Origin of the sequence: Pseudomonas sp. NCHU5216 (assembly GCF_052156495.1) — a bacterium.
GTDB lineage: Bacteria > Pseudomonadota > Gammaproteobacteria > Pseudomonadales > Pseudomonadaceae > Aquipseudomonas.
Genome location: NZ_JBQLIX010000022.1, coordinates 1 through 26,778 on the forward strand (window position 1 = coordinate 1; position 26,778 = coordinate 26,778).

At 63.1% G+C, this 26,778-nt stretch carries 27 protein-coding genes and 1 pseudogene; 16 read left to right on the forward strand and 12 right to left on the reverse strand.

The genetic code is table 11. The annotated features are described in order from the left end of the window. Positions 1 to 228 (reverse strand): hypothetical protein (locus ACSVIK_RS15910; RefSeq protein WP_442445237.1); only part of this gene is annotated, 228 nt, incomplete at its 3' end. 12 nt (positions 229 to 240) lie between these two features. On the opposite strand from ACSVIK_RS15910, the gene rplU reads away from it, so the two are divergent. From rplU to ACSVIK_RS15935, 5 genes are all read left to right on the forward strand, one after another. After that, positions 241 to 552: a 50S ribosomal protein L21 gene (gene rplU / locus ACSVIK_RS15915; RefSeq protein ID WP_159973539.1), complete on the forward strand. Its 312-nt coding sequence runs from the start codon at positions 241 to 243 to the stop codon at positions 550 to 552. A gap of 37 nt (positions 553 to 589) precedes the next feature. Continuing rightward, on the forward strand, positions 590 to 847 hold the full coding sequence (gene rpmA / locus ACSVIK_RS15920) for a 50S ribosomal protein L27 (RefSeq protein WP_268181504.1): 258 nt from the start codon (positions 590 to 592) through the stop codon (positions 845 to 847). 266 nt (positions 848 to 1,113) lie between these two features. After that, positions 1,114 to 2,334, forward strand: a complete 1,221-nt coding sequence (gene cgtA / locus ACSVIK_RS15925) for an Obg family GTPase CgtA (protein WP_442445238.1) — start codon at positions 1,114 to 1,116, stop codon at positions 2,332 to 2,334. Between the two features lie 81 nt (positions 2,335 to 2,415). After that, the gene (gene proB / locus ACSVIK_RS15930) at positions 2,416 to 3,534 is read left to right on the forward strand and encodes a glutamate 5-kinase (protein ID WP_442445239.1); all 1,119 of its coding nucleotides are present in this window, start codon (positions 2,416 to 2,418) and stop codon (positions 3,532 to 3,534) included. 25 nt (positions 3,535 to 3,559) lie between these two features. Then, on the forward strand, positions 3,560 to 4,021 hold the full coding sequence (locus ACSVIK_RS15935) for a CreA family protein (protein ID WP_442445240.1): 462 nt from the start codon (positions 3,560 to 3,562) through the stop codon (positions 4,019 to 4,021). Positions 4,022 to 4,135: 114 nt separating this feature from the next. On the opposite strand, the gene mqo is transcribed toward ACSVIK_RS15935, so the two are convergent. Both mqo and ACSVIK_RS15945 read right to left on the reverse strand, forming a co-directional pair. Further along, the gene (mqo, locus tag ACSVIK_RS15940) at positions 4,136 to 5,635 is read right to left on the reverse strand and encodes a malate dehydrogenase (quinone) (protein ID WP_442445241.1); all 1,500 of its coding nucleotides are present in this window, start codon (positions 5,633 to 5,635) and stop codon (positions 4,136 to 4,138) included. 459 nt (positions 5,636 to 6,094) lie between these two features. Further along, positions 6,095 to 6,328, reverse strand: coding sequence for a hypothetical protein (locus ACSVIK_RS15945; protein ID WP_442445242.1), 234 nt, complete (start codon positions 6,326 to 6,328; stop codon positions 6,095 to 6,097). A gap of 177 nt (positions 6,329 to 6,505) precedes the next feature. On the opposite strand from ACSVIK_RS15945, the gene ACSVIK_RS15950 reads away from it, so the two are divergent. Further along, positions 6,506 to 7,090 (forward strand): YajG family lipoprotein, encoded by a 585-nt coding sequence (locus tag ACSVIK_RS15950; protein ID WP_442445243.1) that lies wholly within the window; start codon positions 6,506 to 6,508, stop codon positions 7,088 to 7,090. Positions 7,091 to 7,159: 69 nt separating this feature from the next. On the opposite strand, the gene ACSVIK_RS15955 is transcribed toward ACSVIK_RS15950, so the two are convergent. After that, positions 7,160 to 7,366 carry a hypothetical protein gene (locus tag ACSVIK_RS15955; RefSeq protein WP_442445299.1) on the reverse strand — a complete coding sequence of 69 codons (207 nt, stop codon included), beginning with the start codon at positions 7,364 to 7,366 and terminating at the stop codon, positions 7,160 to 7,162. A gap of 288 nt (positions 7,367 to 7,654) precedes the next feature. On the opposite strand from ACSVIK_RS15955, the gene ACSVIK_RS15960 reads away from it, so the two are divergent. Beyond that, complete coding sequence (locus ACSVIK_RS15960; protein WP_442445244.1) at positions 7,655 to 7,933, forward strand: hypothetical protein; 279 nt, start codon at positions 7,655 to 7,657, stop codon at positions 7,931 to 7,933. A gap of 61 nt (positions 7,934 to 7,994) precedes the next feature. Here ACSVIK_RS15960 and ACSVIK_RS15965 read toward each other — a convergent pair whose 3' ends face one another. Beyond that, positions 7,995 to 9,158, reverse strand: coding sequence for a 1-acyl-sn-glycerol-3-phosphate acyltransferase (locus ACSVIK_RS15965; RefSeq protein WP_442445245.1), 1,164 nt, complete (start codon positions 9,156 to 9,158; stop codon positions 7,995 to 7,997). Positions 9,159 to 9,261: 103 nt separating this feature from the next. On the opposite strand from ACSVIK_RS15965, the gene ACSVIK_RS15970 reads away from it, so the two are divergent. The 3 genes from ACSVIK_RS15970 to ACSVIK_RS15980 are packed head-to-tail and all read left to right on the forward strand — an operon-like array spanning position 9,262 to position 10,349. After that, positions 9,262 to 9,444, forward strand: a complete 183-nt coding sequence (locus tag ACSVIK_RS15970) for a CPXCG motif-containing cysteine-rich protein (RefSeq protein WP_442445246.1) — start codon at positions 9,262 to 9,264, stop codon at positions 9,442 to 9,444. Next, the gene (locus ACSVIK_RS15975; protein ID WP_442445247.1) at positions 9,444 to 9,704 is read left to right on the forward strand and encodes a putative signal transducing protein; all 261 of its coding nucleotides are present in this window, start codon (positions 9,444 to 9,446) and stop codon (positions 9,702 to 9,704) included. The genes ACSVIK_RS15970 and ACSVIK_RS15975 overlap by 1 nt, the downstream gene beginning before the upstream one ends. Before the next feature lie 27 nt (positions 9,705 to 9,731). Beyond that, a complete protein-coding gene (locus tag ACSVIK_RS15980) occupies positions 9,732 to 10,349 on the forward strand; it encodes an SOS response-associated peptidase (protein WP_442445248.1) in 618 nt (205 codons plus the stop codon). A 12-nt stretch (positions 10,350 to 10,361) separates the two neighbouring features. Here ACSVIK_RS15980 and ACSVIK_RS15985 read toward each other — a convergent pair whose 3' ends face one another. Further along, on the reverse strand, positions 10,362 to 11,204 hold the full coding sequence (locus ACSVIK_RS15985) for a methyl-accepting chemotaxis protein (protein ID WP_442445300.1): 843 nt from the start codon (positions 11,202 to 11,204) through the stop codon (positions 10,362 to 10,364). 15 nt (positions 11,205 to 11,219) lie between these two features. Further along, positions 11,220 to 12,512, reverse strand: a pseudogene (locus ACSVIK_RS15990) (HAMP domain-containing protein); the annotation flags it as partial. Positions 12,513 to 12,704: 192 nt separating this feature from the next. Between ACSVIK_RS15990 and ACSVIK_RS15995 the strand changes: the two are divergent. After that, positions 12,705 to 13,526, forward strand: coding sequence for a M48 family metallopeptidase (locus ACSVIK_RS15995; protein ID WP_442445249.1), 822 nt, complete (start codon positions 12,705 to 12,707; stop codon positions 13,524 to 13,526). A gap of 24 nt (positions 13,527 to 13,550) precedes the next feature. On the opposite strand, the gene ACSVIK_RS16000 is transcribed toward ACSVIK_RS15995, so the two are convergent. The 4 genes from ACSVIK_RS16000 to ACSVIK_RS16015 form a co-directional block, all read right to left on the reverse strand. After that, positions 13,551 to 13,994, reverse strand: coding sequence for a ketosteroid isomerase-related protein (locus tag ACSVIK_RS16000; RefSeq protein WP_442445250.1), 444 nt, complete (start codon positions 13,992 to 13,994; stop codon positions 13,551 to 13,553). Positions 13,995 to 14,103: 109 nt separating this feature from the next. Beyond that, positions 14,104 to 14,685: a TMEM165/GDT1 family protein gene (locus ACSVIK_RS16005; protein ID WP_442445301.1), complete on the reverse strand. Its 582-nt coding sequence runs from the start codon at positions 14,683 to 14,685 to the stop codon at positions 14,104 to 14,106. Positions 14,686 to 14,936: 251 nt separating this feature from the next. Beyond that, positions 14,937 to 15,932 (reverse strand): methyltransferase, encoded by a 996-nt coding sequence (locus ACSVIK_RS16010; RefSeq protein ID WP_442445251.1) that lies wholly within the window; start codon positions 15,930 to 15,932, stop codon positions 14,937 to 14,939. Positions 15,933 to 15,961: 29 nt separating this feature from the next. After that, positions 15,962 to 16,927 (reverse strand): 2-hydroxyacid dehydrogenase, encoded by a 966-nt coding sequence (locus ACSVIK_RS16015; protein WP_442445252.1) that lies wholly within the window; start codon positions 16,925 to 16,927, stop codon positions 15,962 to 15,964. 79 nt (positions 16,928 to 17,006) lie between these two features. On the opposite strand from ACSVIK_RS16015, the gene ACSVIK_RS16020 reads away from it, so the two are divergent. From ACSVIK_RS16020 to ACSVIK_RS16040, 5 genes are all read left to right on the forward strand, one after another. Then, positions 17,007 to 17,636, forward strand: a complete 630-nt coding sequence (locus tag ACSVIK_RS16020; protein ID WP_442445253.1) for a LysE family transporter — start codon at positions 17,007 to 17,009, stop codon at positions 17,634 to 17,636. A 132-nt stretch (positions 17,637 to 17,768) separates the two neighbouring features. Further along, entirely contained in the window at positions 17,769 to 19,451 is a 1,683-nt protein-coding gene (locus ACSVIK_RS16025) for a fatty acid--CoA ligase (RefSeq protein ID WP_442445254.1), read from the forward strand. A gap of 217 nt (positions 19,452 to 19,668) precedes the next feature. After that, positions 19,669 to 21,645 (forward strand): DUF1302 domain-containing protein, encoded by a 1,977-nt coding sequence (locus tag ACSVIK_RS16030; protein ID WP_442445255.1) that lies wholly within the window; start codon positions 19,669 to 19,671, stop codon positions 21,643 to 21,645. Positions 21,646 to 21,676: 31 nt separating this feature from the next. Continuing rightward, complete coding sequence (locus tag ACSVIK_RS16035; protein WP_442445256.1) at positions 21,677 to 23,044, forward strand: DUF1329 domain-containing protein; 1,368 nt, start codon at positions 21,677 to 21,679, stop codon at positions 23,042 to 23,044. Between the two features lie 146 nt (positions 23,045 to 23,190). Continuing rightward, the gene (locus tag ACSVIK_RS16040) at positions 23,191 to 25,917 is read left to right on the forward strand and encodes a LuxR C-terminal-related transcriptional regulator (RefSeq protein ID WP_442445257.1); all 2,727 of its coding nucleotides are present in this window, start codon (positions 23,191 to 23,193) and stop codon (positions 25,915 to 25,917) included. On the opposite strand, the gene ACSVIK_RS16045 is transcribed toward ACSVIK_RS16040, so the two are convergent. Then, positions 25,906 to 26,772, reverse strand: a complete 867-nt coding sequence (locus tag ACSVIK_RS16045) for a hypothetical protein (protein ID WP_442445258.1) — start codon at positions 26,770 to 26,772, stop codon at positions 25,906 to 25,908. The two genes, ACSVIK_RS16040 and ACSVIK_RS16045, sit on opposite strands and share 12 nt — an antisense overlap. Positions 26,773 to 26,778 lie beyond the last annotated feature (6 nt).

The window sequence follows — 26,778 nt, forward strand, 5'->3', positions numbered from 1 at the left end:
AGCTTGCAGCTTGCAGCTTGCAGCTTGCAGCTTGCAGCTTGCAGCTTGCAGCTTGCAGCTTGCAGCTTGCAGCTTGCAGCTTGCCTGCCGCTTGCGTACAATCGCGCACCCTGAACTTCCCCCTGGGCATTTCCCTGCCTTACGCAATTGCAAGGGTGTCACTTCCGGCCCCGAGCAGCCATGCCAGCCAATAATCATGCTTCTAAAGCGCTGGGTGAGCAGGATCAACGGAGATTTACCATGTACGCAGTAATTGTTACCGGTGGCAAGCAATACAAGGTTGCCGAAGGCGAGTTCCTGAAAGTCGAGAAACTCGAAGTCGCCACCGGTGAAGCCATCACCTTCGATCGCGTTCTGCTGGTTGCCAATGGCGACGACGTCAAGATCGGCGCCCCGGTCGTAGACGGTGCCAAAGTGGTCGCCGAAGTCGTTTCGCAAGGCCGTCACGACAAGGTTCGCATCATCAAGTTCCGCCGTCGTAAGCACCACATGAAGCGTCAGGGCCACCGTCAGTGGTTCACTGAGATCAAAATCACCGGCATCCAGGCCTGATTCGTCGGCCCCGATCCCTTTATAGGAGTATTGACTCATGGCACACAAAAAAGCTGGCGGTTCTACCCGTAACGGCCGCGATTCCGAAAGTAAACGCCTTGGCGTGAAGATGTACGGTGGTCAGGTCATCAAGGCCGGCAACATCATCGTGCGTCAGCGCGGCACCCAGTTCCATGCCGGCGTCGGCGTGGGCATGGGCAAGGATCACACCCTCTTCGCCAAAGTCGAAGGCGTGATCAAGTTCGAAGTGAAGGGCGCTTTCGGCCGTCGCTACGTGAGCGTCGTTCAGGCCTAATCGCCTACGCGCTGGAAAAGCCCTGTCCGTAGGACGGGGCTTTTTTATTGGCCCGCCATCTGACCGCCAGGGATGGCGGAAATGCCGGTTTTGCAGGAGCAAAAACCGGCCTTGGCGGCAACCCTGCGGGCCGTCGCAGGCGACGTTAAAAAACGCTCCAGGCGTTTTTTTCGTTTGTGTATCTTTGGTGCGCTTGCCCAATCCGCTAGTTCTGGATGATTCGGCAAGCGTTCCCCCAGCCCGCTGATGACGCGGGAGGCAGACTGATGAAATTCGTCGACGAAGTATCGATATTTGTAAAAGCCGGTGACGGCGGTAACGGCATGATGAGCTTCCGCCGCGAGAAGTTCATCGAGAAGGGTGGCCCCAACGGGGGCGATGGTGGCGACGGCGGCTCGGTGTTTCTCGAGGCCGACGAGAACCTCAACACCCTGATCGACTACCGCTACACCCGCAAATTCTTCGCCCAGAACGGCGAGAAAGGCGGCAGCACCGATTGCACTGGGGCCAAGGGTGAGGATCTGATCCTGCCGGTGCCGGTGGGCACCACGGTGATCGACGTCGCCACCCAGGAGGTCATCGGTGATCTGGTCAAGCCCGGTCAGCGTCTGATGGTCGCCCAGGGCGGCTGGCACGGCCTGGGCAACACCCGCTTCAAGTCCAGCACCAACCGCGCGCCACGGCAGACCACGCCGGGCAAGCCGGGGGATCAGCGTGATCTCAAGCTGGAGCTGAAGGTGCTGGCCGACGTCGGCCTGCTGGGCTTGCCCAATGCTGGCAAGAGCACCTTCATCCGTGCTGTGTCGGCGGCCAAGCCGAAGGTGGCCGATTACCCCTTCACCACCCTGGTGCCGAACCTGGGCGTGGTCAGCGTCGACCGCTTCAAGAGCTTCGTCGTCGCCGACATTCCCGGCCTGATCGAAGGCGCATCGGAAGGTGCTGGCCTGGGTATTCGCTTCCTCAAGCACCTGGCGCGTACCCGCCTGCTGCTGCACCTGGTGGACATGGCGCCGCTGGACGAGAGCGATCCGGCCGAAGCCGCACAGGTGATCATCGAAGAGCTGGCGCGTTTCAGCCCGGCGCTGGCCGAGCGGGATCGCTGGCTGGTGCTGAACAAGATGGATCAGATTCCCGAAGAAGAGCGCGAGGCGCGCAAGGCCGATATCGTCGCCCGCTTGAATTGGCAAGGTCCGGTGTACGTGGTGTCGGCCATCAGCCGCGACGGCACCGAGCGTATCTGCCGCGACATCATGCATTACCTGGAAGTGCGCGGTGAGCGCATCGCCGAGGATCCGCTCTTCGCCGAGCAGTTGGCCGAGCTGGATCAGCGCATTGAGGACGAGGCACGGGCCCGTCTGCAGGCCATGGATGATCAGCGAGCGTTGCGTAAATCGGGTGTGCGCAGTGTCGATGATATCGACGAGGACGACGACTTCTTCGATGATGAAGACGACGACGGCCCGGAAATCATCTACGTCCGGGATTAAGCAAATTTCCAACGCCGCTTAATTGCGGCGTTTTTGTAGGTGGGTTGGAACCCATCGTTTTCTGGCTAAGGTTGGAAGATCATGCGTGACAAGGTGACCGGCGCGAAGCGCTGGGTGGTGAAGATCGGCAGTGCGCTGCTGACCGCCGATGGGCGTGGCCTGGATCGTGCCGCCATGGCGGTGTGGGTCAGGCAGATGGTCGCACTGCGCGAGCAGGGCGTGGAGCTGGTGCTGGTGTCCTCCGGCGCGGTGGCGGCCGGCATGAGCCGCCTGGGCTGGACTAACCGACCGAGTGCAATGCACGAGCTGCAGGCCGCTGCCGCCATCGGCCAGATGGCTCTGGTGCAGGCCTGGGAATCGAGCTTCGCCGAGCACAACCGGCGTACCGCGCAGATTCTCCTGACTCACGATGACCTGTCCGACCGCAAGCGCTACCTCAACGCGCGCAGCACCTTGCGCACCCTGGTCAATCTCGACGTGATCCCGGTGATCAACGAGAACGACACCGTGGTCACCGACGAAATCCGTTTCGGCGACAACGATACCCTGGCCGCACTGGTGGCCAACCTGGTGGAAGCCGACCTGCTGGTGATCCTTACCGACCGCGACGGCATGTACAACGCCGACCCGCGCCACCATCCCGATGCCGAGCTGATTTCCGAAGCGCGCGCCGACGACCCGGCGCTGGACGCCGTGGCCGGAGGCGTGGGTGGTGCCCTGGGCCGTGGCGGCATGCAGACCAAGCTGCGCGCCTCACGCTTGGCGGCACGCTCCGGTGCGCATACGGTGATAGTCGGCGGTGCCATCGAACAGGTGCTGGCGCGGCTCAAGGCTGGCGAGCGCCTGGGCACCTTGCTGGCGCCCGAGCGTGGCCTGCTGGCGGCGCGCAAACAGTGGCTGGCCGGCCATCTGCAGACCCGTGGCACCCTGGTGCTGGACGCCGGTGCGGTCAAGGCGCTCAAGCAGGATCACAAGAGCCTGCTGCCGGTGGGTGTGAAAGCCGTGCAGGGCAGCTTCCGCCGTGGCGAGATGGTGGTCTGCGTCGATCAGCAGGGCCGTGAGATCGCCCGTGGCCTGGCCAACTACAGCGCACTGGAGTCGCAGAAGATCATCGGTCAATCGTCCGATGCCATCGAGAAATTGCTGGGCTATGTGGATGAGCCCGAGCTGGTGCATCGGGATAACCTGATCCTGGTCTGATTATTTTCAAGCGGAGGAGCCTGAGATGCGTCTGTTCAAGGGATGTGTGCTGAGCCTGCTGGTGCTGCCCAGCCTGGCGCTGGCCGAGACCATCGGCGAGGTGTCGACGGTATTCAAGTGGCTGGGGCCGAACGACAAGATCGTCGTCGAGGCCTTCGACGATCCCAAGGTCGAGGGCGTGACCTGCTACCTGTCGCGGGCCAAGACCGGCGGGGTGAAGGGCGGCTTGGGCCTGGCCGAAGATCGCGCCGAGGCTTCCATCGCCTGCCGCCAGGTTGGCCCCATCGCCTTCAAGGGCAAGCTTGAGGATGGCGAAGAGGTGTTCAAGGAGCGCACCTCGCTGGTGTTCAAGACCATGCAGGTGGTGCGCTTCTTCGATCAGAAACGCAATACCCTGGTGTATCTGGTCTACAGCGACCGGGTGATCGAAGGCAGCCCGCAGAACGCGGTGACCGCCATCCCGATCCTGCCTTGGGGCAAGCCCTGATGCGCTTGTAGTAGCCGTAGGGTGCGCTGTGCGCACCAGTGCGGGCATGGGACGGGCGCACTCTACGTCTAAATAAAAAACCGCCCCGAAGGGCGGTTTTTTCATGCGGGCCGATCAGGCGCTGGGCACGTCCAACTGCAGGCGCTGGTTCGATTGTGCCTGCACTTCACGGTAACGCTCGGCGTCCTTGGCCAGGACGTCGGCCAGGGCCGGGAAGATCTCGTCCAGCTTGCTCGTCCAGCTTTCGCTCTTGGCCTGCTGCGGGAAGCAGCGATGGATCAGGTCGAGCATGATCGACACGGTCACCGAGGCACCCGGTGAGGCGCCGAGCAGGGCAGCGATGCTGCCGTCCGCGGCGGCCACCAGCTCGGTGCCGAACTGCAGGATGCCGCCTTTCTTCGGATCCTTCTTGATGATCTGCACGCGCTGACCGGCCACTTCCAGACGCCAGTCCTCGGCCTTGGCCTCGGGGTAGAAGCCGCGCAGGGTTTCCAGGCGCTTGGCTTCGGACTGCATCACTTCCTTGATCAGGTAGCGGGTCAAGTCCATGTTGTCGCGCGCCACCGCCAGCATCGGGCCGAGGTTGTTGGGGCGTACCGACAGCGGCAGATCCATGAACGAACCGTGCTTGAGGAACTTGGTGGTGAAGCCGGCGTAGGGGCCGAACAGCAGGGATTTCTTGCCGTCGACCACGCGGGTGTCGAGGTGCGGCACGGACATGGGCGGCGAGCCCACGGCGGCCTGGCTGTAGACCTTGGCCTGGTGCTGCTTGACGATTTCCGGGTTGTCGCAGCGCAGCCATTGGCCGCTCACCGGGAAGCCGCCGAAGCCCTTGCCTTCCGGAATACCGGAGAGCTGCAGCAACGGCAGCGCACCGCCACCAGCGCCGAGGAAGACGAAGCGGCTCTTGAGCTTGCGCGTGGCGCCGGAGCGGGTGTCCTTGATGTCCACCAGCCAGCCGTCGCCGTCACGCTCGAGGTCGGTGACCTTCTGATTGCAGGTGACCTTGGCATTGGGCAGGGTGGTCAGGTAGTCGAGCATCTGCTCGGTGACTGCGCCGAAGTTGACGTCGGTGCCGGCTTCCACGCGAGTCATGGCCAGCGGCTCGCTGGGGTCGCGGCCAGGCAGCAGCAGCGGCGTCCAGGCGTCGATGGTGGCGCGATCCTCGGTGTATTCCATGTGCTCGAAGGCATGGTGCTGACGCAGTGCCTCGAAGCGCTTCTTGAGGAAGGCGATACCCTTGTTGCCACGCACGAAGCTCATGTGCGGCACTGGGTTGATGAAGGATTTCGGCGAGTGGATCGCGCCTTTCTCCACCAGGTAGGCCCAGAACTGCTTGGATTCCTCGAACTGGGTGTTGATGGTCACCGACTTCTTGATGTCGATGCTGCCATCGGCGCCTTCCGGGGTGTAGTTCAGTTCGCACAGGGCGGCATGACCGGTACCTGCGTTGTTCCAGGGGTTGGAGCTTTCCACCGCGCCAGACTCGCGCAGCTCCAGCACCTCCAGGGTGAGACCGGGATCGAGCTCCTTGAGCAGCACGCCCAGGGTCGCACTCATGATGCCGGCGCCAACCAGCACCACATCTACGCTTTGGTAATCGTTATGCGCCATTAACCTCTCTCCAAGAAATACTGCACCAGATGGGCCGGCCTACTGGCCTGCCGTGGCATGCCGTGGGCTCAGGCGCTAGGCCTGGCCAAGTGATGGGGAGGGTCAAGGCTCATTTCAACAGACGCACGTTCGTTCATGTCTTCGCCACACTCTTGTGAAGTTGTTAAACCCGTTTTATCGCGTTCTTTTGGAACGGCGAACCTCAAAAGCTCGTCAGCTCCGGCCTGTTTCAGCCTGCGCATCCTGAGTTCGCACAGGTGCAGGCGCTATAGGTGGGGGGCTGAGAGCGGCTACCGGATGGCAGCTCGAAGTGGGCGACTCTCTGAGAGGGGAAGCCGAGAATGTTGCATCGGCGGGATGCTGCGGCCCGATCAGGAGGCGTCCTTATAATCGGGGCGTGATTATAGCGATGAATGAAGCGAAATTGAGCGTCCAGCGTGACTTTTATTCTCGATTCGGTCAGGCGGCCAGCGGGCTGGCGGCTCGCGCCTGCCGGCTGGCGGGCATCAGGCGAGCGCTGGCAGGCAGCGTGCTGCCGAGCCAGGACATGCGTGATTCGCTGACTTCCACCCAGCGACCGCCTTCTGGCGATTGCTCGCACTGACGCAAGGCGCGGCAGATGCCTTGCGCATCCAGCAGGGCGAAGTGGCGCAGGGGCTTGCGTGGGTTGAACAGGCGGCGCAGGGACAGCATGGCGAACATCCTGAATAATGGCTGTCCGCATTTTATGCCGGAGGTGGGTGACAGCCTGATGACAGGAACCGCCATGTGCGCTGGGTGGTCGGATGCTGCGCGCATGGCTGTTGGCACCCGCCCCCTGTGGGTATACTGCCTGCCACTTTCTTGCCACCCCTCTCGGAGAGATCGAGCATGCTGCATCGTGCGTTGTTCGCCCTGCTTGCCGCCGCCAGCCTGACCCTGGCCGGTTGTGCCCTCAGCCCTCAGCAACTCACCCCGCAACCCAAGCTCACCAGTTCGCTGACCCCGGTCGGTCAAGGGCAGCCGGTGGTGGTACGGGTGGTCGATGGTCGTTCCTCGCCGGTGCTCGGCACCCGTGGCGGCCTGTATCCGGAAACCAGTGCCATCAGCGTCAGTAGCGAGCACGTGCTGCCGAAACTGCAGGCCGAGGCCGAGGCAGCGGTACGTCTGCTTGGCTTCACCCCATCGCCCAATGCCTACAACGCCCCGCAACTGACCATCACCCTGGCCGATCTCAAGTACCAGTCGCCCAAGGAGGGGTTGTACGTGACCGAGGCCGATATCTCTGCCTCCATCCGTGCTGACGTACAGAACGCCACCCGTCGCTATACCGGCCGTTACGGGGCGTCGCTCAACCAGCGTTTCGGTACGGCGCCGAACCAGCAGACCAACACCAAGCTGGTCAGCGACGTGCTCAGCGATGCGCTGACCCGCGCCTTCAAGGATCCGACCATCGGGCAGATTCTGTCTCAATAACAGCGCGCAGAAACGCAAACGCCCCGCATCGCGGGGCGTTTTCATTTGCGCGTTTTGCGGGCAGGGCTATCAGGCCGCTTCCTGATACATCTCAGGCAGGCTCATGCCGGTGCGGTTGTCGATGTCCGGCAGGTCATAGTGTTCATGACCGCCCAGGGCGCAATACACCAGCCAGTGCTGGTCTTGTACGTTGAAAGACAGTTCGTCGACCACGGCTTCCACTTCATCCAGCGAGTCGATCAGGTAATCACGATCCATAGGTTGCGGGTTGAGCATGGTGGTGTCCTCCTGGGACGTTGAGGTGCGCTTGGGCACGGTCATGACTGTTGAGTCACTTCAAGTGATTCAAACCCTAGGCCAGTCTCATGACGGTTTTCAGACGAATTGGTGATAGCCGCTTACGTTCGTCGGAAAGGATCTATCTAAAAGCGGCTTTTCAGTAGACTGCGTGACGTTTTGCGCCGCTGTACGGAAGGGGCCTTGGTGCCCGTTGCATGCGGAATTTCCCCGTTTTGGTGCGCCTGAGCCGTGGTTGCACCGATGTAGTCATCGAGGTTTAGTGGCATGTCTCTACAGGCCTTCTGGGCGTTGTTGCTCGCTTATCCCGCCATGGCAATCAATGGCCTGGCGCTGTTCTTCGCAGTGGCCGGCGGCTGGCTGTGGATGATGACCCGCCTGCGCGAACAACGCAGTCTGGCGCGCCTGCTGACCGAGGGTGACGAGCAGGAGGTGGGTGATGGCTTCGATGCGCGCACCCAGCGCATCAATCGCTTCTTCTACCAGTTCGGTGCGTCGTGCCTGGCGGGCGCGCTGTTGCTGTCGTGGTACAGCACGCGCTTGTGATCCGGCGAGCCTGACGAAGAACGGCAGCCCTCGGGCTGCCGTTCTGCGTTTGCGCCAGTCGTCAGAGAGGCAGGCCGGCCTTGATCCGGTACTGATTACGCACCGGATTGGCGTACTGCAGGATCAGGTAGGGTTTTTCCTCTGCGCTGCAGGCGGCCAGGCGCTTGCGCCATTCGGCCTCTGCTTCGGCCAGTTCGGCGGCGCCGAACAGCTCGCGGGCCTCGGGTACGTTCAGCGCGGGGTCGCGCTCCTGCCACATGGCGTAGGCCAGGTAGTGCACCGGGAACAGGCGGTAGTGGCCGAGAATCCGCCGATCCATCTCCTGGGCCAGTTGCTTGCTGTCCTCGAAGCCTGTCACCGGCGCGCCGAAGTGCAGGTGCACACGGCCCTTGTAGCCGGTGATGCCGAGGGCGATGCTGGCGTCGTCCTCGCCCGGAGCCTTGGTGTAGCTGCCGGTGGCGGCACGGATGCACAGCTCACGCGCCTTGGCCTGGTCGCAGGGGTCGTACTCGTAGCTGATCGAAACCGGGATCAGGTTGAGCGAGTCGATGACCTCGGCGAACGGCGCCTCCTTGCGGCTCATATGGAACATCTTGAGGATGGCCGAGTCGGTGCGGTCGTCACCGTCCTTGGCACGGCCTTCGGCCTGGGCGATCCAGATCGACTCGCCATCTTCGAGAATCGAGTGATTGATATAGGCCGAGAGCAACTGGTACGCCGCCAGCTTCTCGCGGCGGTTGCTGATCGAGCGATGCACGATGAAGCTCTTGTTCAGGCGCATCAGGTCACTGACGAAGGGGCGCTGCAGCAGGTTGTCGCCGATGGCGATGCGGGGTGTCTGCAGGCCGGCATGGTAGACGGCGTAGTTGACGAAGGCCGGATCCATGACGATGTCACGGTGGTTGGCCAGGTACAGATAGGGCTTGCCTGCCTGCAGGCCGTCCAGCCCGGAATAGGTGATGCCGTCGGTGGCCTGCTCGATGCTGCGGTCGAGGTAGGGCTCGATCTTCTCCTGCAGCTTGCGCACCGAGTCGATCCCGGCCAGCTCGGTGCGCAGGCGTGCGGCGATCAGCGGCTTGAGCAGCCAGCCCAGCGGCCCGGCCAGGCGGGGGAAACGGAAACGGGTGAGGGTACCGAGAAACGCCGGGTCGGCGAGCAGGCGCGCCAGTACGGGGCGCACTTCGTCATCGGCATAAGGTCGGATGGCATCGAATACGCCCATCATGCTCTCTTGTTCTGGAACGGCTATGGTTAGAAGGTGTGCAAGCCTGCCAGGCAGGATCAGCAATAGACCGGCGATTATAGCGCCAAGTCACAAGGAGGCCGCGATGCTGGAAACCGAGGCCTATACCTGCCCTTACTGTGGGGAGCCGGTGGAGACGGTGCTCGACCTGTCTGCCGGTGATCAGGCCTACATCGAGGATTGCCCGGTGTGCTGCCGGCCCATCGAGTTCGAGTTGCGTACCGACGGTGAATACTGGACGCTGGACGTGCGCGCGGAGAATGACTGATGCAGCGAATCTACGAGCCGGAAAATCTGCTGGAAGCCCAACTGCTGGTGGACATGCTGGCCAGCGAGGGCGTGGCCGCGCATCTGCTCGGCGAGCACCTGGCTGGGGCGGTCGGGGAGTTGCCGGCCTGTGGGCTGCTGGGGTTGATGGTCGCTGATGCCGAGGCCGAGCGGGCGCGTGCGCTGATCGCCGAGTACAATGCCGCGCAGCCTTTGCCCGGCGACGAGCCGGAGTCGTTCCAGGGCGTGTTGCTGTGCTGATACGCCCTCTGTCTGTCGAGCCCTCTCATGTGTGGACGTTACGCCCTGTTTCGCTGGTCGCCGGCCTTCGCCGCGCTGCCCGGCTTTCCCGATGATCAGCAACCGCACTGGAATCTGGCGCCTGGCAGTCAGGTGCTGATGCTGCGTGCCGGCAAGGATGGGCAGGAAGTGGCGCGCGGGCGTTGGGGGCTGACGCCGGCCTGGCTCGAGGATCTGTCGAAGAGCCCGGCACATGCGCGGGCCGAGAGCCTGGCCAGCCAGCCGATGTTCCGCGAAGCGTTTCGCGAGCGCCGTTGCCTGATTCCGGCCAATGGTTTCTACGAGTGGCGCGGGGCGGGGCGCAAGCGGCCTTACTGGGTCACCAGCGAGGCGTCGATCCTGTATTTCGCTGGGCTGTGGGAACGTTACCCGGTGACCGGGCACGAATACCTGAGCCTGGCGCTGGTCACCTGTGCGGCGGCTTCGCAACGCCGCCCGCTGATCCTCAGCAACGAGGAGCAGGCGCTGTGGCTGGATCCGCAGGCTTCGCCACAGGCGCTGCAAGCGCTGTTGAACAGGCCGCCAGGCGTGCTGCGCGAGCGCGCCCTGGCCACCCTGGTCAACGACCCCAAGCTGGATGCGCCGGAGTGCCTGACGCCCGCCTGAACCCGCGGCGAGCTAGACCCTGAACTGGTTGATCAGGCGGCGCTGCTGTTCGGCTAGCTTGGTCAGCTCGCTGCTGGCCTGGCTGGCTTCGTCGGCGCCGCAGGCCACCTCGTTGGCGACCTGGCCGATATTGCTCACGTTGCGGTTGATGTCTTCGGCCACGGCGCTTTGTTCCTCGGCGGCGCTGGCGATCTGGTTGTTCATGTCGTTGATCACCGACACGGCCTGGGTGATGGCTTCAAGCGAGGTGGCGGCCTGGTTGGCGCGCTCGACGCTGTCGTCGGTTCTATCCTGGCTCTGCTCCATGACCTTGACCACTTCACGGGTGCCCTGCTGGAGCTGCTGGATCATGCTCTGGATTTCTTCGGTGGCCTGCTGGGTTTTCTGCGCCAGGTTGCGCACCTCGTCGGCGACCACGGCGAAGCCACGGCCCTGTTCGCCGGCACGGGCGGCTTCGATGGCGGCATTGAGAGCCAGCAGGTTGGTCTGTTCGGCGATGCCACGGATGGCAACGAGGATGGCGTTGATGTTCTCGCTGTCCTTGGCCAGGTTCTGCACCACTCCGACGGCGCGGCCGATCTCGCCGGCCAGGGCGGCGATGGCCGCCGAGGTCTGCTGCACCACCTGCTTACCCTGGCTGGCGGCCTGGTCGGCGTGATTGGCCGCTTCCGCTGCCTGGTTGGCGTTGCGCGCCACATCCTGGGCGGTGGCGGTCATTTCATGCACGGCGGTGGCCACCAGCTCGATTTCCGCCAGTTGCTTCTGAATGCCCTGATTGGTGCGGATGGCGATATCGGCGGTGTGTTCGGAGGAGTCGCTGACTTTCTGTACCGAGGTCACCACCTGGGCGATCATGCTCTGCAGTTTGCTCAGGAAGGCGTTGAAGCCCTGGGCGATCTGCCCCAGCTCGTCGGCGCGGTTCACCTGCAGGCGCACGGTGAGGTCACCCTCACCCTTGGCGATGTCATCCAGCATGCCCACCATCTGCCGCAGCGGGCGGCTGATGCCGAGGGCCACCAGCCAGATCGCCAGCAGGCCGGCGGCGGCGATCAGCAGGCCGACCAGGGTCATGCCCATGGCATCGGTATCACGCTGCTGTGCCAGCTCGGCCTGCATCTTGTTGAGGTCGGCCATCACCTTGTTCATCGGTAGCACCAGCATCAATACCCAGCGCGCGTCGCTCTGGCCGATGCCGAAGCTGAGCAGCAACTCGATATGGCTATGCTCCGGGTCATCTGCGGCATCCACCGAATAGAGCGGCTGGCCGGGCTGCAGCTTGTCGAGATTGCTCAGCTCGTTGGCATCGAGCAGTACGCTGGCCGGTTCGCCGAGTTTGTCGGGAGCCTGGGTCGAGGCGATCAGTCGACCATTGCTGGCAATCAGCGCTAACTCGCCGGCACCGTCATAGAGTTCGGCATCGGCCTGCTTGAGCAGATCCTGAATGAAATCGAGCGCCAGATCCGCCCCGGCAATGCCACGGAACTCGCCATTGACCAAGATGGGGTTGGTGAACGAGGCCAGCATCATCATCCTGCCTCCTACTTCATAGGGCGCTGGGTCGATCACGCAGGGGCGCTTGCGTTCCTTGGGGCAGAGGTAGAACTCACCTGCGCGTACGCCTGTGGGCAGTAGATCCTGGTTTTCCATGGAGTTGAGGGCATCGAGGCCCAGGCTGCCATCGGCATTGCGAAACCACCAGGGCAGAAAGCGCCCTGTGCCGTCATAGCCGTTTTCCTTGCTGCCAGCATAGAGGTCGTCGCTGGCGTCGAAGGCATTGGGTTCCCAGCCGATATAGCTACCCAGCAGCTTGGGATTCTGTGCCATGGTTTCATGCACCAGGTGGGCCAGCTCTTCGCGGCTGATGCTGAGCAGTGGCGCGCCGTTGCGATCGCTCATGCCCAGCATGGCGTTGACGCGGGCCAGGTCGGCGGTGATCTGCAGGGGCACTTCCAGTTCGCGTTGAATCGCATTGACCTGCGCCCTGGCCATTGCATCCAGGCGTTGTTCGATCATTTGCTCCAGCAAGGCGTGGGTGCGTTGCTCGACCAGGGCCTTGCTACGGTTGCTGGCGAACAGTGAGTAGAGCACCAGAGCCGCAACGACAGCCAACACGCTGGCGCCTGCGAGCAGAGCGATGGCGAACTTGATCGACTTGAATTTCATGAGTGCTCCTGACGCGAATAGTGCCTATGCAAAGATCGGCCGCACAGAAGCAATCCTGAGCGCCTGTTGCTATCTAGCATCCATTTCCTTGCACTGGCTATCGCTGAATCGGTATCGCCTTCGACCATCCTGCGGTTGCCCATGCCGAGGACGCGACCTAGCATACGGGCTCGGTCTTATGGAGAGTCCCGGATGAACAAGTCCCTTAGCTTGACTGGATTGGCCGCTGCGCTGTTGCTGGCGGGTTGTCAGGCGGTCAATACCACCAGCGGTGGTGCGGTGGGTGTCGAGCGCAAGCAATACATGTTCAGCATGCTGTCGGCCGACGAGGTCAACCAGATGTACGCGCAGTCCTATCAGCAGACCCTCAGCGAGGCGTCGAGCAAGGGCTTGCTCGACAAGACCAGTCAGGATGCCAAGCGCCTGCAGGCCGTGGCCAACCGCCTGATTCCGCAAGCGCCGCGTTTTCGTCCGGACGCGGCCAACTGGGACTGGCAGGTCAACCTGATCAAGAGCCCCGAGCTCAATGCCAACTGCGGGCCGGGCGGCAAGATCATTTTCTATTCCGGCATCATCGACAAGCTCAAGCTGAGCGACGACGAGATTGCCGCGATCATGGGCCACGAGATGGCCCATGCCCTGCGTGAGCACAGTCGCGAGGCGATGTCCAAGGCCTACGGCATCGCCATGGCCAAGCAGGGTGCTAGCGCCTTGCTCGGGCTCGGCGAGGACAGCCTGGCGCTCGCCGACACCGTAGTGCAATACAGCCTGACCCTGCCCAATAGCCGCGCCAACGAGAACGAGGCGGATCTGATCGGCCTGGAGCTGGCGGCGCGTGCAGGCTACGACCCCAATGCCGCGATCTCGCTGTGGAGGAAGATGGAAGCGGCCGGCGGTAGCGCGCCGCCGGAGTTCATGAGCACGCACCCGGCCTCCAGCAGTCGTATCGCTTCGCTGCAGGCGGCGATTCCCAAGGTCATGCCGCTTTACGAGCAAGCCAAAGCCGGACGCTAACTGAGTGAGGGGAAAGGCGCCGCCTCAGGGCAGCGCTTTTTCCGCCAGCGGGCGGTTGTTCAGGCCGAGTTGGGCGCGGAAGGTTTCCATGTCGAACATGGTGCAGATTTCCTGGATCTCGTTGCCATGGTTGAGCGTCCAGAAGGCCATGGCGGAAATGCTCAACACCCTGTCGCTGGCTGGGTAACCCAGTGCCGGGCGGCTGATGGTGCCAATCAGCGTGCACCAGGTGCAGACCTTGTTGCCCTCACCGATGCATTCCTCGACCACGACCTGCAAGTCCGGCATGGCCTGGCGGATTTCCTGCACCAGTTTGCTGAAGCCGGCGCTGTCGAGGGCCTGGCCGGTGAAGGAGCTCTTGTAGATGAAGTCGCTGCTGTGCAGTTGCTCGGTGAGGGCCAGATGGCCGCGATTCCATGAAAGCTCGATGTGCTGGCGCACGATTTTTTTCTTGTCTTCCGATGACATGCAATCTCCCGAACCATGCGTGCCAGCCTTGTAGAAGTGCTGGCACTTTAATCTCGTGGAGGCTGGCGGAAATTGGCCGAAATGACGGTCGAGTGACGTCAGCGAGACGTCATATCAGGCCGCTGAGTTTCATGGCCTGATAGCCGGCATACAGCGCCAGGGCGGCGAAGGCGCAGGCTGCCAGGCGACGGATGAGGGCCAGCGGCAGACGGTCGGCGGCGAAGTTGCCGGCCAGTACCACTGGCACGTTGGCCAGCAGCATGCCCAGCGTGGTGCCGATCACCACCAGGATGAAATGGGGGTACTGCGCGGCCAGCATCACCGTGGCCACTTGAGTCTTGTCGCCCATCTCGGCGAGGAAGAAGGCGATCAGGGTGGTGAGGAAGGGGCCGTATTTCTTCAGGTTGGAGGCTTCGTCATCGTCGAGCTTGTCCGGAATCAGCGTCCAGATGGCCACGGCGATGAAGCTGGCGGCGAGAATCCAGCTCAGGGTGGCAGGGGCGAAGAAACTGGCGACCCAGTTACCGATGGCGCCGGCGGCGAAATGGTTGGCCAGGGTGGCGGCGACCATGCCCCAGATGATCGGCCAGGGGCGGCGGAAGCGGGCAGCGAGCAGCAATGCGAGCAGTTGCGTCTTGTCGCCGATTTCGGCCAGGGCAACGATGGCGGTGGGGACGAACAGGGATTCCAGCATCAGGGTTCCTACAGGGGGCGGGTCGACACGGCTTATGACACGAACGACCTTCCCGCCCCGGGTGAGGTTGTGCGTGTCATAGGTCTTGTCAAACCGCAGGTCTCTCTGAGGAGACCTTGGGTCGCAGGCGCCATGCTCTGCCGAGCAAGTGTGTTGACGCATGCCATGCGAGCAGGGCGCTCGCGGGAGACTACTCCCCTAGGACGGGCGCCATTGTGCCCAAGCGCCTCGTGGGGGGCAAGCCCAATTCAGCGACGCGCGCTGTAGATACGGAAGCCCTCGGCCTCGGCCAGGGTGTGGCAGGGGCCGAGGTGGCGCTCGATCAGGGGCGAGTATTTTAGGAAGCTGTTGGCCACCAGGCGCAGTTCGCCGCCCTCGCGTAGGTGCCGTTTGGCCTGGGTCAACAGGTTTTCGCTGGCCTGGTAGTCGGTATGCACGCCCTGGTGGAACGGCGGGTTGCTGATGATCGCGCTCAGTTCCACGGGCGCCGATTCGATACCGCTACCCGCTATCACGTCGGCTTCCAGGCCGTTGCGCGCCAGGGTCAGGCGGCTGCTGGCGATGGCAAAGGCATCGACATCCAGCAAGGTCACCTGGCTGCCTGGATAGCGGCGCTTGAGCACCGCGCCGAGTACGCCGGCGCCACAGCCGAAATCCAGTAAATGCCCGCTGGGTATGTGCTGCAGATGTTCCAGCAGTAGGGCGCTGCCACGATCCAGGCGACCATGGGCGAAGACGCCGGGCAGGGTGACGACTTCCAGTGGGCCTTCGGCCAGGGGCAGGGTGTAGGTTTGGGCCAGGCTCTGCAGATCGGGTTGTGCCGGCGCCTGCTCGACCTCCACGCACCACAGTTGGCAATGCCGGGCACTGTCCAGCTTGCGTGGCTTGCCGTAGGCGGCGAGCTGCTTGGCTGCGCGTTCGATGCCGCCGCGCTTCTCGCCAACCAGGTACAGCGGTTGCCCGGCCAGGCGCGAGGCCAATGCCTGCAGCAGGTAATCGCTCAGTTCGCGTGACTTGGGCAGGAACAGCACGGCCGCGCGGTAGTCGCCTGGGGGCAGTTGCGCGTCGAACTGGCAGCGACCGGGAAAGCGCGCGGCCAGGAGCGCCTGATCGCCGGCATGCCAGGTCCAGCCGTGCGCCTGCGGTAGGGCGCCGAGCAGGTCGTCGGCTGGCAGGCCTGCCAGCAACAGTTCGCCATCGAATAGCTCGGCCTGGCGCAGGAGAACTTCGCTTCGCGGATCCATGGGAGTACCTGCCTGAAAAGCTGCGCAGCTTAACCGACCACGCGCAGCGGTGCACCGGCGAAGAAACCGGCGGCATTTTCCACGACCTGGGTGACGATGCGCTGGCGCGCTTCCTGGCTGCCCCAGGCGCTATGCGGGGTGATGATCAGCCTAGGTATGTCGGCGGCCAGCAGCGGATTGCCGTCTTTCGGCGGCTCGTGCAGCAGCACGTCGCAGGCCGCGCCGCCCAGATGGCCACGGCGCAGGGCATCGGCCAGGGCCTGCTCGTCCACCAGGCCGCCGCGTGCGGTATTGATCAGAAAGGCGCGCGGTTTCATCAGGGCCAGCTCGTTGGCGCCGATCAGGTTACGGGTCTGTTCGTTGAGCGGGCAATGCAGGGTCAGCGCATCGACCTGCGGCAGCAGTTCGTGCAGCGGCAGGCGGTCTGCGCGTGCGGGGCGGCCGGGCAACTGGCCGAGCAGCACGCGCATGCCGAAGGCTTCGGCCAGGCGCGCGACGGCACCGCCCAGTTCGCCATGGCCGAGCAGGCCGAGGGTCTTGCCTTGCAGTTCGACGATGGGATGGGCGAGCAGGCAGAACTGGCTGGCCTGCTGCCAGCGGCCGGCAGCGATATCGCGCTGGTAATCGGGCAGGCGCGTGGCCAGTGCGAGCAGCAGCAGCAGGGTGTGCTGGGCCACGGAAGGGGTGCCGTAGCCCTGGCAGTTGCAGACGGTCACGCCATGCGCACGGGCAGCCTGCAGGTCGATGTTGTTGGTGCCGGTGGCGGTGACCAGCACCAGTTGCAGTTCCGAGCAGGCGGCGAAGGTGGCGGCGTTCAGCGGCACCTTGTTGCTGATGGCGACCTGGGCGCCCTGCAGGCGTTCGGCGACCTGATCCGGCTGCGTCTGGGCATGCAGGGTCAGCTCGGCGAAGGCCTGCCGCAGTGGCTGCATGTCCAGGTCGCCGAGGTCGAGGGAGGCGTGGTCGAGAAAGACGGCGCGTGGGCTGTTGCTCATCAGCTATACCTTTTCGCAGCGAGGGCACGGGAGTAGATTGGCGAGCCTATCAGACCTTCGATGCCACTGCGGAGCCGCCATGTACTGGAGCGAATTTCTCACCGTTGCCCTGATTCACCTGCTGGCAGTGGCCAGCCCCGGCCCGGATTTCGCCATCGTCGTGCGTGAAAGCGTGGCCCATGGGCGGCGCACCGGCGTGTTCACCGCGCTGGGGGTAGGCACTGGCATTCTCGTGCACGTGGCCTATTCGCTGTTGGGCATCGGTCTGATCGTGTCGCAGTCGATCATGCTGTTCAATGTTCTGAAATGGCTGGCGGCCGCCTATCTGCTGTATATCGGCATCAAGGCCTTGCGCGCGCGGCCCGCCGATCCGGCCGCTGCCGAGCTGGCTCTGGCCGGTGCGACGCGCAGCAGGCGCGGTGCCTTCGTCACCGGCTTCGTCACCAATGGCCTGAACCCCAAGGCCACGCTGTTCTTCCTGTCGTTGTTCACCGTGGTGATCGACCCGCACACGCCGCTGTCGATCCAGGCTGGCTACGGCCTCTACCTGGCGCTGGCCACGGCGACCTGGTTCTGCCTGGTGGCCTGGCTGTTCAGTCAGCCGCGTGTGCGCGCCGGTTTCGCCCGCATGGGCCATTGGTTCGATCGGCTGATGGGCGTGGTGCTGGTGGGCATCGGGGTCAAGCTGGCCTTCAGCGAAATGCGTTGAGCCAGGTTCGCAGGTGTGGAAAAAAGTGAGCGCTGGGGGTGCAAATCATTCTTTGGGATGATTCTGTCGCAAGCGTAGCGCTCTAAAGTCGCAGCAGACCGTGATTCCTTTCGTGCACAAGAAGGTGATTCCATGCTGCAGACTCGTATCATCCCCGCGGCTGCCAATGCCCATGAATACCCCTTGCTGATCAAGCGTCTGCTGTTGTCCGGCAGTCGCTACGAGAAGACCCGCGAGATCGTCTACCGCGACAAGCTGCGCTACAGCTACGCCACCTTCAACGAACGCGTGGCGCGCCTGGCCAACGTGCTCAGCGAGGCCGGGGTCAAGGCCGGTGACACCGTGGCGGTGATGGACTGGGACAGCCACCGCTACCTCGAATGCATGTTCGCCATCCCCATGCTCGGCGCCGTGCTGCACACCATCAACATCCGCCTGTCGCCGGATCAGATCCTCTACACCATGAACCACGCCGAAGATCGCTTCGTGCTGGTCAACAGCGAGTTCGTGCCGCTGTATCAGGGCATCGCCGGGCAACTGACCACGGTGGAGAAGACTCTGCTGCTCACCGATGGCGAGGACAAGAGCTGCGAGCTGCCGAACCTGATCGGTGAATACGAACGCCTGCTGGCAGCGGCGAGCCCGAGCTACGACTTCGCCGATTTCGACGAGAACTCGGTGGCCACCACCTTCTATACCACCGGCACCACCGGCAACCCCAAGGGGGTCTACTTCACCCACCGGCAACTGGTGCTGCATACCCTGGCCATGGCTGCCACTGTCAGTGCCCTGGACAGCATCCGCCTGCTCGGCAACGACGATGTCTACATGCCGATCACGCCCATGTTCCACGTGCATGCCTGGGGCGTGCCTTACGTGGCCACCATGCTCGGTGTGAAGCAGGTCTATCCGGGGCGCTACGAGCCGGACATGCTCTGCCACCTGATCAAGCAGGAGAAGGTCAACTTCACCCACTGTGTCCCCACCATCCTGCAGATGCTGCTCAATGCCCCCTCGGCACAGGGGCACAATTTCGGCGGCATGCGCATGATCATCGGCGGTAGTGCGCTCAACCGCTCGCTGTACGAGGCCGCCAAGGCGCGTGGCATCCAGCTCACGGCGGCCTATGGCATGTCGGAAACCTGCCCGCTGATTTCCTGCGCCTACCTCAACGAGGAGCTGCGCGCCGGCAGCGAGGATGAGTGCATCACCTACCGCATCAAGGCGGGTGTCCCGGTGCCCCTGGTGGAGGCGGCCATCATGGATGGTGAGGGCCGGCTGTTGCCCAGCGACGGCGAAACCCAGGGCGAGTTGGTATTGCGCGCACCCTGGCTGACTCAAGGGTATTTCCGTGAACCGGAGAAGGGCGAGGAGCTTTGGGCGCATGGCTGGCTGCACACCGGGGATGTGGCCACGCTCGATGCGATGGGGGTCATCGATATCCGTGACCGCATCAAGGACGTGATCAAGACCGGCGGCGAGTGGATCTCCTCGCTGGAGCTGGAAGACCTGATCAGCCGTCATTCGGCCGTGCGCGAAGTCGCCGTGGTAGGGGTGGCGGATCCGCAGTGGGGTGAGCGGCCTTTCGCCCTGCTGATCCTGCACGAGGGCCAGACGCTGGATGCCAAGGGGCTCAAGGAGCATCTCAAGCCTTTCGTCGAACAGGGCCATATCAACAAGTGGGCCATTCCCACCCAGATTGCCCTTGTTACTGAAATTCCCAAGACCAGTGTCGGAAAACTGGACAAGAAGCGCATTCGCCTGGACATCACCGACTGGCAGCAAGCCGGGAGTGCTTTTTTGTCCACTCTCTAGTGGGCATGGGGGCTGGGTAGCCGAAGTGACTACCCAGTCAAACAAGCGTTTGGCTTGCTAATTGCTGTTTAGCGTCCATGCTTGACTGAACGCAGGGGCTGAAACCTGCGGGCCAGAGTGCCTGAGGGCTGCAAATCACTCTTTCGAGGGATCAAACGGTACAGCCTGCTGGCTATAGTCAAAGCATCCATAACAAAAAACACATGGAGTAGCGTCGATGACAAAGAACCAACCCTACTGGCGTCTGGCGAAACTGCCGCTGGCCGTCAGCCTCGCATCCACCCTTGCCGCCCCGGCATTCGGCGTCACCTTCAACATCGGCGAGATCGAAGGGCAGTTCGACTCGCAACTGTCGGTGGGTGCCAGTTGGTCGACCGAGAAGGCCGACAAGGATCTGATCGGCTACAACAATGGCGGGCGTGGCCTGTCGATGACCTCCGATGACAGTCACCTGAACTTCAAGCGTGGCGAAACCTTCTCCAAGATCTTCAAGGGTATCCATGACCTCGAGCTGAAGTACGGCGATACCGGTGTGTTCGTGCGTGGCAAGTACTGGTACGACTTCGAGCTCAAGGACGAAAGCCGTCCGTTCAAGGACATCAGCGACCACAACCGCAAGGAGGGCGCACAGTCCTCCGGTGGTCAAATCCTCGACGCCTTCATCTATCACAACTACACCATTGCCGATCTGCCCGGCAGCGTTCGCTTCGGCAAGCAGGTGGTGAACTGGGGCGAGAGCACCTTCATCGGCGGTGGCATCAATGCGGTCAACCCGATCGATGTCTCGGCGTTCCGCCGTCCGGGCGCGGAGATCAAGGAAGGCCTGATCCCGGTCAACATGTTCTACGTGTCCCAGAGCTTGACCGATAACCTGTCGATGGAAGCCTTCTACCAGCTCGAGTGGGATCAGACGGTCGTTGATAACTGCAGCACCTTCTTCTCGCAGCCCGACATTATCGCCGATGGCTGCGACCAGAACCTGGCTGTGCTGGCTGGCCGCCCGGCGCTGACCGCGCAACAGCTTGCGCTGTTCTCCCAGCTAGGGGCCACCAACGTGACCAACGAGGGCGTCATCGTGCCCCGTGCTGGCGACAAGGACGCCCGTGATAGCGGCCAGTGGGGTGTAGCGTTCCGCTACTTCTCCGAACCGCTGGACACCGAGTTCGGCTTCTACGCGATGAACTATCACAGCCGCCTGCCGATCTTCAGCGGCAAGGGTGCTTCGGCCGCGCAGACCGCCCGGATCAACCAGACCCTCAGTGCCATCGCGCAGGCGCAGATTGCAGGTAACCCAGCAGCAATCAGCCCGGTAGTGACAGCGTTGGCCGGTGCCGGCGCCTCCGGCTTTGCCGGTAGCAGCAGCTACTTCGTCGAGTATCCGGAAGACATCCGCCTGTACGGCATCAGCTTCTCCACCACGCTGCCCACTGGTACGGCCTGGAGTGGTGAACTGAGCTACCGGCCCAATGCCCCGGTACAACTCAACAGCACCGACATTCTCTATGCTGGCATCAAGGATCTCTCAATCAACACCGGGGTGAACCTGGGGGCTGGTAACATCGTTGTGAATCCTTACACCAATGCCTCCTTGCTGACCGGTGCTCCGGGTCAGGAACTCAATGGTTACCGCCGCAAGGAAATCACCCAGTTCCAGACCACGCTGACCCACTTCTTCGATCAGGTCATGGGCGCCAGCCGTCTGACTCTGGTGGGTGAATTGGGCGTTACCTACGTCGGTGGGCTGGAAAGCACTTCCAAGGCTCGCTATGGCCGCGACCCGGTCTTCGGCCCGGGCGAGTTGCCAGGCGGTGCCTGTGCCACGCTGAACCGTGCCACTCTGGATCGCGCGCCGCAGCCTGACTACAGCAACGTCGACAAGCACTGTAACAATGATGGCTTCACCACCAGCACATCCTGGGGTTATCGCGCACGCGCCATCTGGGATTACCCCAGCGCCTTCGCCGGTGTGAACCTGCGCCCGAGCGTGGCCTGGTCGCATGACGTGGACGGTTACTCTCCAGGCCCGGGTGCGAACTTCGAGGAAGGTCGCAAGGCCGTCAGCCTGGGCCTCAACGCCGAGTACCAGAACACCTACACCGCTGACCTGTCGTACACCACCTTCTTCGGTGGTGGCGACTTCAACACCCAACGCGATCGTGACTTCGTCGCTCTCAGCTTCGGCATGAACTTCTAAGCTGCCAGGAATTCGAGGAATGAGCATGCACATGAAAACAACAAAAACTCTGTGGCAAAGCGGCGCTCTGGCACTGTCTCTTCTGGCGACCAGCGTGATGGCTGCCGTGTCGCCGGAGGAGGCGGCCAAGTTGGGTAATACCCTGACGCCGCTGGGCGCCGAGATGGCCGGTAATGCCGATGGTTCGATCCCGGCCTGGACCGGTGGTCTGCCGGTCAACGCCGGCACCGTGGACAGCAAAGGCTTTTTGTCCGACCCGTTCGCCAACGAGCAACCGCTGTTCACCATCACCGCGCAGAACGTCGACCAGTACAAGGACAAGCTGACCCCTGGGCAACTGGCGATGTTCAAGCGCTATCCGGACAGCTACAAGATGCCGGTCTACCCGACCCACCGCTCGGCCAACGTGCCGGCGGCAGTGGCCGAGGCCGCCAAGCAGAACGCGGTCAACACCAAGCTGGTTGAAGGCGGTAACGGTCTGGAGAACTTCCAGACCGCCAACCCCTTCCCGATTCCGCAGAACGGCCTGGAAGTGATCTGGAACCACATCACCCGTTACCGTGGTGGCAGTGTGAGCCGTGTGGTGACTCAGGCGACTCCGCAGGCCAACGGCTCCTACTCGCTGGTGTACTTCCAGGACGAGTTCACCTTCCGTGATGCGCTGACCGACTACGACCCGAGCAAGGAGAGCAACGTGCTCTTCTACTTCAAGCAGCGTGTGACCGCGCCGTCGCGTCTGGCCGGTAACGTGCTGCTGGTGCACGAGACCCTCAACCAGGTCAAGGAGCCGCGTCTGGCCTGGCTGTACAACGCCGGTCAGCGTCGCGTGCGTCGTGCTCCGCAGGTGTCTTATGACGGCCCGGGTACTGCGGCTGACGGTCTGCGTACCTCGGACAACTTCGACATGTACAACGGTGCACCGGATCGTTACGACTGGAAGCTCGAAGGCAAGAAGGAGATCTATATCCCCTACAACGCCTACAAGCTCGATTCGCCGAACCTCAAGTACGATGACATCATCAAGGCTGGGCACATCAACCAGGATCTGACTCGTTACGAGCTGCACCGTGTCTGGCACGTGGTTGCGACCCTGAAACCGGGCGAGCGCCACATCTACGCCAAGCGTGACTTCTACATCGACGAAGACACCTGGCAAGCCGCGCTGATCGACCACTACGATGGTCGTGGCACCCTGTGGCGCGTGGCTGAGGCGCAGTCCCAGTACTACTACAACAAGCAAGTACCCTGGTACACCTTGGAAGCCCTGTATGACCTGCTGTCCGGTCGCTACCTGGCCCTGGGCATGAAGAACGAGGAGAAGCAGGCCTACGACTTCAACTACAAGGCCTCCAGCAGCGACTACACCCCAGCGGCTCTGCGCCAGGCGGGTGTGCGCTAAGCACCATTGCAGCACGCAAGACGAATGAGCCGGCCCAGTGCCGGCTTTTTCGTTACCGTCTGTAGCGGAGCCTTCAAATGCCCTGTGCAAGCCGCTAGTCTGAGGCAGATCAGCCCCCGCTGACCGATGCTCCCAAGGACCGGCCGATGACCGATCTCTCACGCTTGTCAGGATTGTCCACCGCGATGGAGGCGCGCTTCTATCGACCGCCGTTACCGGCGGGTTATGTGCCCAGACCACGCTTGTGCGAGCGTTTGCGCAGCGGTCTGCAGGGCCACCTGCTGTTGGTGTGCGCGCCAGCAGGGTTCGGCAAGAGTTCGCTGGCCATCGAGTTCTGTGAGCGTCTGCCTGCGCACTGGCACAGCCTGTGGCTCGGCCTGAGCGAGCGCGACGCCGATCCCGGGCGCTTTCTGGAGCGTTTGCTCCTGGGCTTGCAGCAGTACCATCCAAGGCTTGGCGGTGAGGCACTGGCGCTGCTGAAAATGCGTCAGCGACATCAGCCCTTCGCCTTCGAGCAATGGCTCGACGGGCTACTCGATGAGCTGACCCAAATGCAGGACGAGGCTCGGCCACTGTTGCTGGTGCTGGACGATTACCACTTGGCCCAGGGCGCCGTGCTGGATCGTTGCCTGCAATTCTTGCTCAACCATCTGCCGCCCAGCGTGCTGCTGCTGGTGACCAGTCGCCAACGTCCGGACTGGCACCTGGCGCGCTTGCGCCTGTCGCGGCAACTACTCGAGCTGAGCGAGCAGGATCTGCGCCTGACGGCCGAAGAGCTGGATGTGCTGCTGGCCAATCAGGGGGCGCACCTGGGGCCACGCCAGACGGAAGTCATTCTGCAGCGTAGCGAAGGCTGGATCGCGGGGCTGCGCCTGTGGCTGCTGGCACATGAAAACGACGTCGTTGAGCGCTGTGAACCCATGGTTCTGCAGGGGAGCGAAGGGTTGATTCGCGATTACCTGCTGGAAGAAGTGATCGAACGGCAGCCGAGCGATGTGCAGCGGTTTCTGCTGGAAACCGCCTGCCTGGAGCGTTTCTGCGCCTCCTTGTGCGATGCCGTGCGTGATAGCCAGGACAGTGCTGCGATCATTCGTCAGCTACAGGCCAACCAGGTATTTCTGGTACCGCTCGATGAGCAGGGGCGCTGGTTCCGTTATCACCATCTGTTTTCCGACCTGCTCAAGGCTCGCCAACAGGAAGCCTCCGGACGCAGCCACGAGGGTACGCACCTGCGCGCCTGTCGCTGGTTCGCCGCTCAGGGCCTGCTGGATGCTGCGGTCGAGCAGGCGCTGCTGGCCGGGCACAGCGATGTTGCCGCCAACCTGGTGCAGAGCCTGTCCGAAGAGCAGCTACTGGGCGAGCAGAACGTGGCCATGCTGCTGCGCTGGAAGGCCAATCTGCCCGATAGCCTGCTGGCCAGCACGCCACGTCTGATCATGCTCTATGGCTGGGCGTTGGCCCTGGCCTGCCAACTGGATGCTGCGCAGGAGCTGCTGCAACAGCTCGAACGCTTTCTGCCTGCCGCCGAGCCGGTCACCCAGCGCAGCCTGTTGGCCCAGTGGCAGGCGCTCGATGGCGTGATCGCCCGTGGCCGTGGCGACGGCGAACGGGCCGAGCGGCAGTGCAGCGAAGCTCTGGCCGGCCTGAAGAGCGAGCGCTATGGGCCGCACTTCATGTGCCTGGCCTGTCTGGCCAACCTGGCCGTGGTGCGCGGTGACCTGTGGCGCGCGCGCGGGCTCAATCGCGATGCGCTGGAACTGGCCCAGCGTGTCGGCAACCCCTTGTTCGAGGCCATCGCCCACTATGAGCGGGCGCGGGTGTTGCAAGCCCGTGGTGAAGTGCTGCGTGCGCAGGATGAGGTGCACCAGGGGCTCTCCTGCCTGCAGGGGCTGTCCGCGCAGCGTAGCTATTCGGTACGCGCGCGCTTGCAGATCTACCAGGGCTACCTGCATAGCCTGCGCCTGCAGCCGGTGGAGGCGCTGGAGCATCTGCAGCGGGGCGTGGCCGAGGCCAGGGCCTGCCGAGATGTCGGCGTGCTCATCGGCTACTGCGTGATGGCCAGTCTGGAGGGCCGTGCGGGGCGCAGTGCCGAAGCCTTCGCCTTGCTCGGCGAGGCGGAGCGGCTGATGCATGTCTGGGACGTGCCGGCAGTCTACTACCTGGCCATGATCACCCTGATCAAATGTGAGCTCTGGTTGCGTCAGGGACAAATCGAGCTGGCCGCGGCGTGGTTGCCGCAACTGCAGGCCACCTATGGCGAGAACAACCGTAACAGCGCACCGGAATTCCATCCGCAATTGGCGTTGCACATCGAATTGCAGATGGCCGCTTTGATCCGTTTGCAGGGCGACATGAACACGGCGGAGCGGCGTTTGCGTGCCCTGGTGCAACAGGCGCAAGCCTTGGGTGGGCATCTGGTGGCGGTGATGGCGCAGGCGCAACTGGCGCAGCTGTTGCACCAGGCGGGCAATACGCACGAGGCGCGGCAGTTGCTCGATGCCTGCCTGGAAGCTGCGCGGAGTGGCGTGCTGCTAGCTTTCGACGAGTTGTTGCAGCACCAGCCGCATTGGCTGGCTGCACACCTGGCTGAGTGCCCAGACGAACCCTTGCGCGAAGACTTGCTCGCGCGGCTGCCCGCGCCCGTGGCCGAGGAGGTGGTGGTAGAAGCCGCACCAGCGGAGAAACTCAGCACGCGGGAGCTGGCGGTGCTGCAGTTGATTGCCCGGGGGTGCTCCAACCAGGAAATCAGCGAGCGGTTGTTCATCTCGCTGCATACGGTCAAGACCCATGCCCGCCACATCAACAGCAAGCTGGGGGTGGAGCGGCGCACTCAAGCCGTGGCACGGGCCAAGGTGCTGGGCTTACTGGCCTGAGGGCGGCAGGCTCAGGTCGAGCGTCGTGGGCTTGGCCGGCGCAGCTACCGGTTCGGCCATCTTGCGCTTGACGTCTTCATGGATGGCGCTCAGTACCGGTAGCAGGCTGGCCATGTTCTCGCGCACCTGGGGGTAACGATGCTCCTTGCTGATCTGTTCGATGCGGGCGAGAAGCTGGGCCTGCATGTCCGCCGGTAAGTGGATGAACAGCTCCGGCAGTTGCTCGCTCACCTCGGCGCTGTACAGCAGCAGCTCGTCTCGACCGAAGGCCTGGGTCAGGTTCAGGTAGTCGAGGGCGCCGGAGGTGAGCATGGCGGCTGCTTCCTTGGTTTCCTGCAGGCCCTGCAGGCGCACCGGGTTGCTTTGCTCGCTCTGCGACAGGGTCATCCAGAATTCGGTGGTCAGGCTGAACAGGATCGCCTGCTGACGCAGCGAGTAACTCATCAGGCCCAGCGCTTCGGCAGCGTAGGGTTGCTGCTTGGCGCGGAAGTCGAAATACAGGCGCATCAGTTCCTTGAGCTGGAACAGCATCTCCCGCGCTTCATTCTGGCGCAGCTCCAGCGGGGCGTAGATGTTCAATTGCGGGCGGAAATTCTCCGGCGACACCATGCGCTGATAGATCGGCCCGGTGAATTCACCGCTGCGCCGGGGCAGGGCGTTGGCCTGAGTCTCGTCCACCTTGCGCAAGGCCTCCAGCAATTGCTGGTAGTCGCTGCTGCGCCAGGGCTTCTGCGTATCGGGAATGCGCTGGCCGAGGTAGAACAGTTCAGCGGCATGCGCGTGGGTGCAGACCAGCAAAAGGATGGCCAGCGGCCAGAGCAGGCGGCGTGCTAGGGTGTTCGGCACAGTGATCATCCGCGG

Bases quoted from the DNA above. Each gene is read 5' to 3' on its own strand.
- rplU (WP_159973539.1), top strand. From the start codon at position 241: ATGTACGCAGTAATTGTTACCGGTGGCAAGCAATACAAGGTTGCCGAA.
- rpmA (WP_268181504.1), top strand. From the start codon at position 590: ATGGCACACAAAAAAGCTGGCGGTTCTACCCGTAACGGCCGCGATTCC.
- cgtA (WP_442445238.1), top strand. From the start codon at position 1,114: ATGAAATTCGTCGACGAAGTATCGATATTTGTAAAAGCCGGTGACGGC.
- proB (WP_442445239.1), top strand. From the start codon at position 2,416: ATGCGTGACAAGGTGACCGGCGCGAAGCGCTGGGTGGTGAAGATCGGC.
- ACSVIK_RS15935 (WP_442445240.1), top strand. From the start codon at position 3,560: ATGCGTCTGTTCAAGGGATGTGTGCTGAGCCTGCTGGTGCTGCCCAGC.
- mqo (WP_442445241.1), bottom strand. From the start codon at position 5,635: ATGGCGCATAACGATTACCAAAGCGTAGATGTGGTGCTGGTTGGCGCC.
- ACSVIK_RS15945 (WP_442445242.1), bottom strand. From the start codon at position 6,328: ATGCTGTCCCTGCGCCGCCTGTTCAACCCACGCAAGCCCCTGCGCCAC.
- ACSVIK_RS15950 (WP_442445243.1), top strand. From the start codon at position 6,506: ATGCTGCATCGTGCGTTGTTCGCCCTGCTTGCCGCCGCCAGCCTGACC.
- ACSVIK_RS15955 (WP_442445299.1), bottom strand. From the start codon at position 7,366: ATGCTCAACCCGCAACCTATGGATCGTGATTACCTGATCGACTCGCTG.
- ACSVIK_RS15960 (WP_442445244.1), top strand. From the start codon at position 7,655: ATGTCTCTACAGGCCTTCTGGGCGTTGTTGCTCGCTTATCCCGCCATG.
- ACSVIK_RS15965 (WP_442445245.1), bottom strand. From the start codon at position 9,158: ATGATGGGCGTATTCGATGCCATCCGACCTTATGCCGATGACGAAGTG.
- ACSVIK_RS15970 (WP_442445246.1), top strand. From the start codon at position 9,262: ATGCTGGAAACCGAGGCCTATACCTGCCCTTACTGTGGGGAGCCGGTG.
- ACSVIK_RS15975 (WP_442445247.1), top strand. From the start codon at position 9,444: ATGCAGCGAATCTACGAGCCGGAAAATCTGCTGGAAGCCCAACTGCTG.
- ACSVIK_RS15980 (WP_442445248.1), top strand. From the start codon at position 9,732: ATGTGTGGACGTTACGCCCTGTTTCGCTGGTCGCCGGCCTTCGCCGCG.
- ACSVIK_RS15985 (WP_442445300.1), bottom strand. From the start codon at position 11,204: ATGATCGCCCAGGTGGTGACCTCGGTACAGAAAGTCAGCGACTCCTCC.
- ACSVIK_RS15995 (WP_442445249.1), top strand. From the start codon at position 12,705: ATGAACAAGTCCCTTAGCTTGACTGGATTGGCCGCTGCGCTGTTGCTG.
- ACSVIK_RS16000 (WP_442445250.1), bottom strand. From the start codon at position 13,994: ATGTCATCGGAAGACAAGAAAAAAATCGTGCGCCAGCACATCGAGCTT.
- ACSVIK_RS16010 (WP_442445251.1), bottom strand. From the start codon at position 15,932: ATGGATCCGCGAAGCGAAGTTCTCCTGCGCCAGGCCGAGCTATTCGAT.
- ACSVIK_RS16015 (WP_442445252.1), bottom strand. From the start codon at position 16,927: ATGAGCAACAGCCCACGCGCCGTCTTTCTCGACCACGCCTCCCTCGAC.
- ACSVIK_RS16020 (WP_442445253.1), top strand. From the start codon at position 17,007: ATGTACTGGAGCGAATTTCTCACCGTTGCCCTGATTCACCTGCTGGCA.
- ACSVIK_RS16025 (WP_442445254.1), top strand. From the start codon at position 17,769: ATGCTGCAGACTCGTATCATCCCCGCGGCTGCCAATGCCCATGAATAC.
- ACSVIK_RS16030 (WP_442445255.1), top strand. From the start codon at position 19,669: ATGACAAAGAACCAACCCTACTGGCGTCTGGCGAAACTGCCGCTGGCC.
- ACSVIK_RS16035 (WP_442445256.1), top strand. From the start codon at position 21,677: ATGAAAACAACAAAAACTCTGTGGCAAAGCGGCGCTCTGGCACTGTCT.
- ACSVIK_RS16040 (WP_442445257.1), top strand. From the start codon at position 23,191: ATGACCGATCTCTCACGCTTGTCAGGATTGTCCACCGCGATGGAGGCG.
- ACSVIK_RS16045 (WP_442445258.1), bottom strand. From the start codon at position 26,772: ATGATCACTGTGCCGAACACCCTAGCACGCCGCCTGCTCTGGCCGCTG.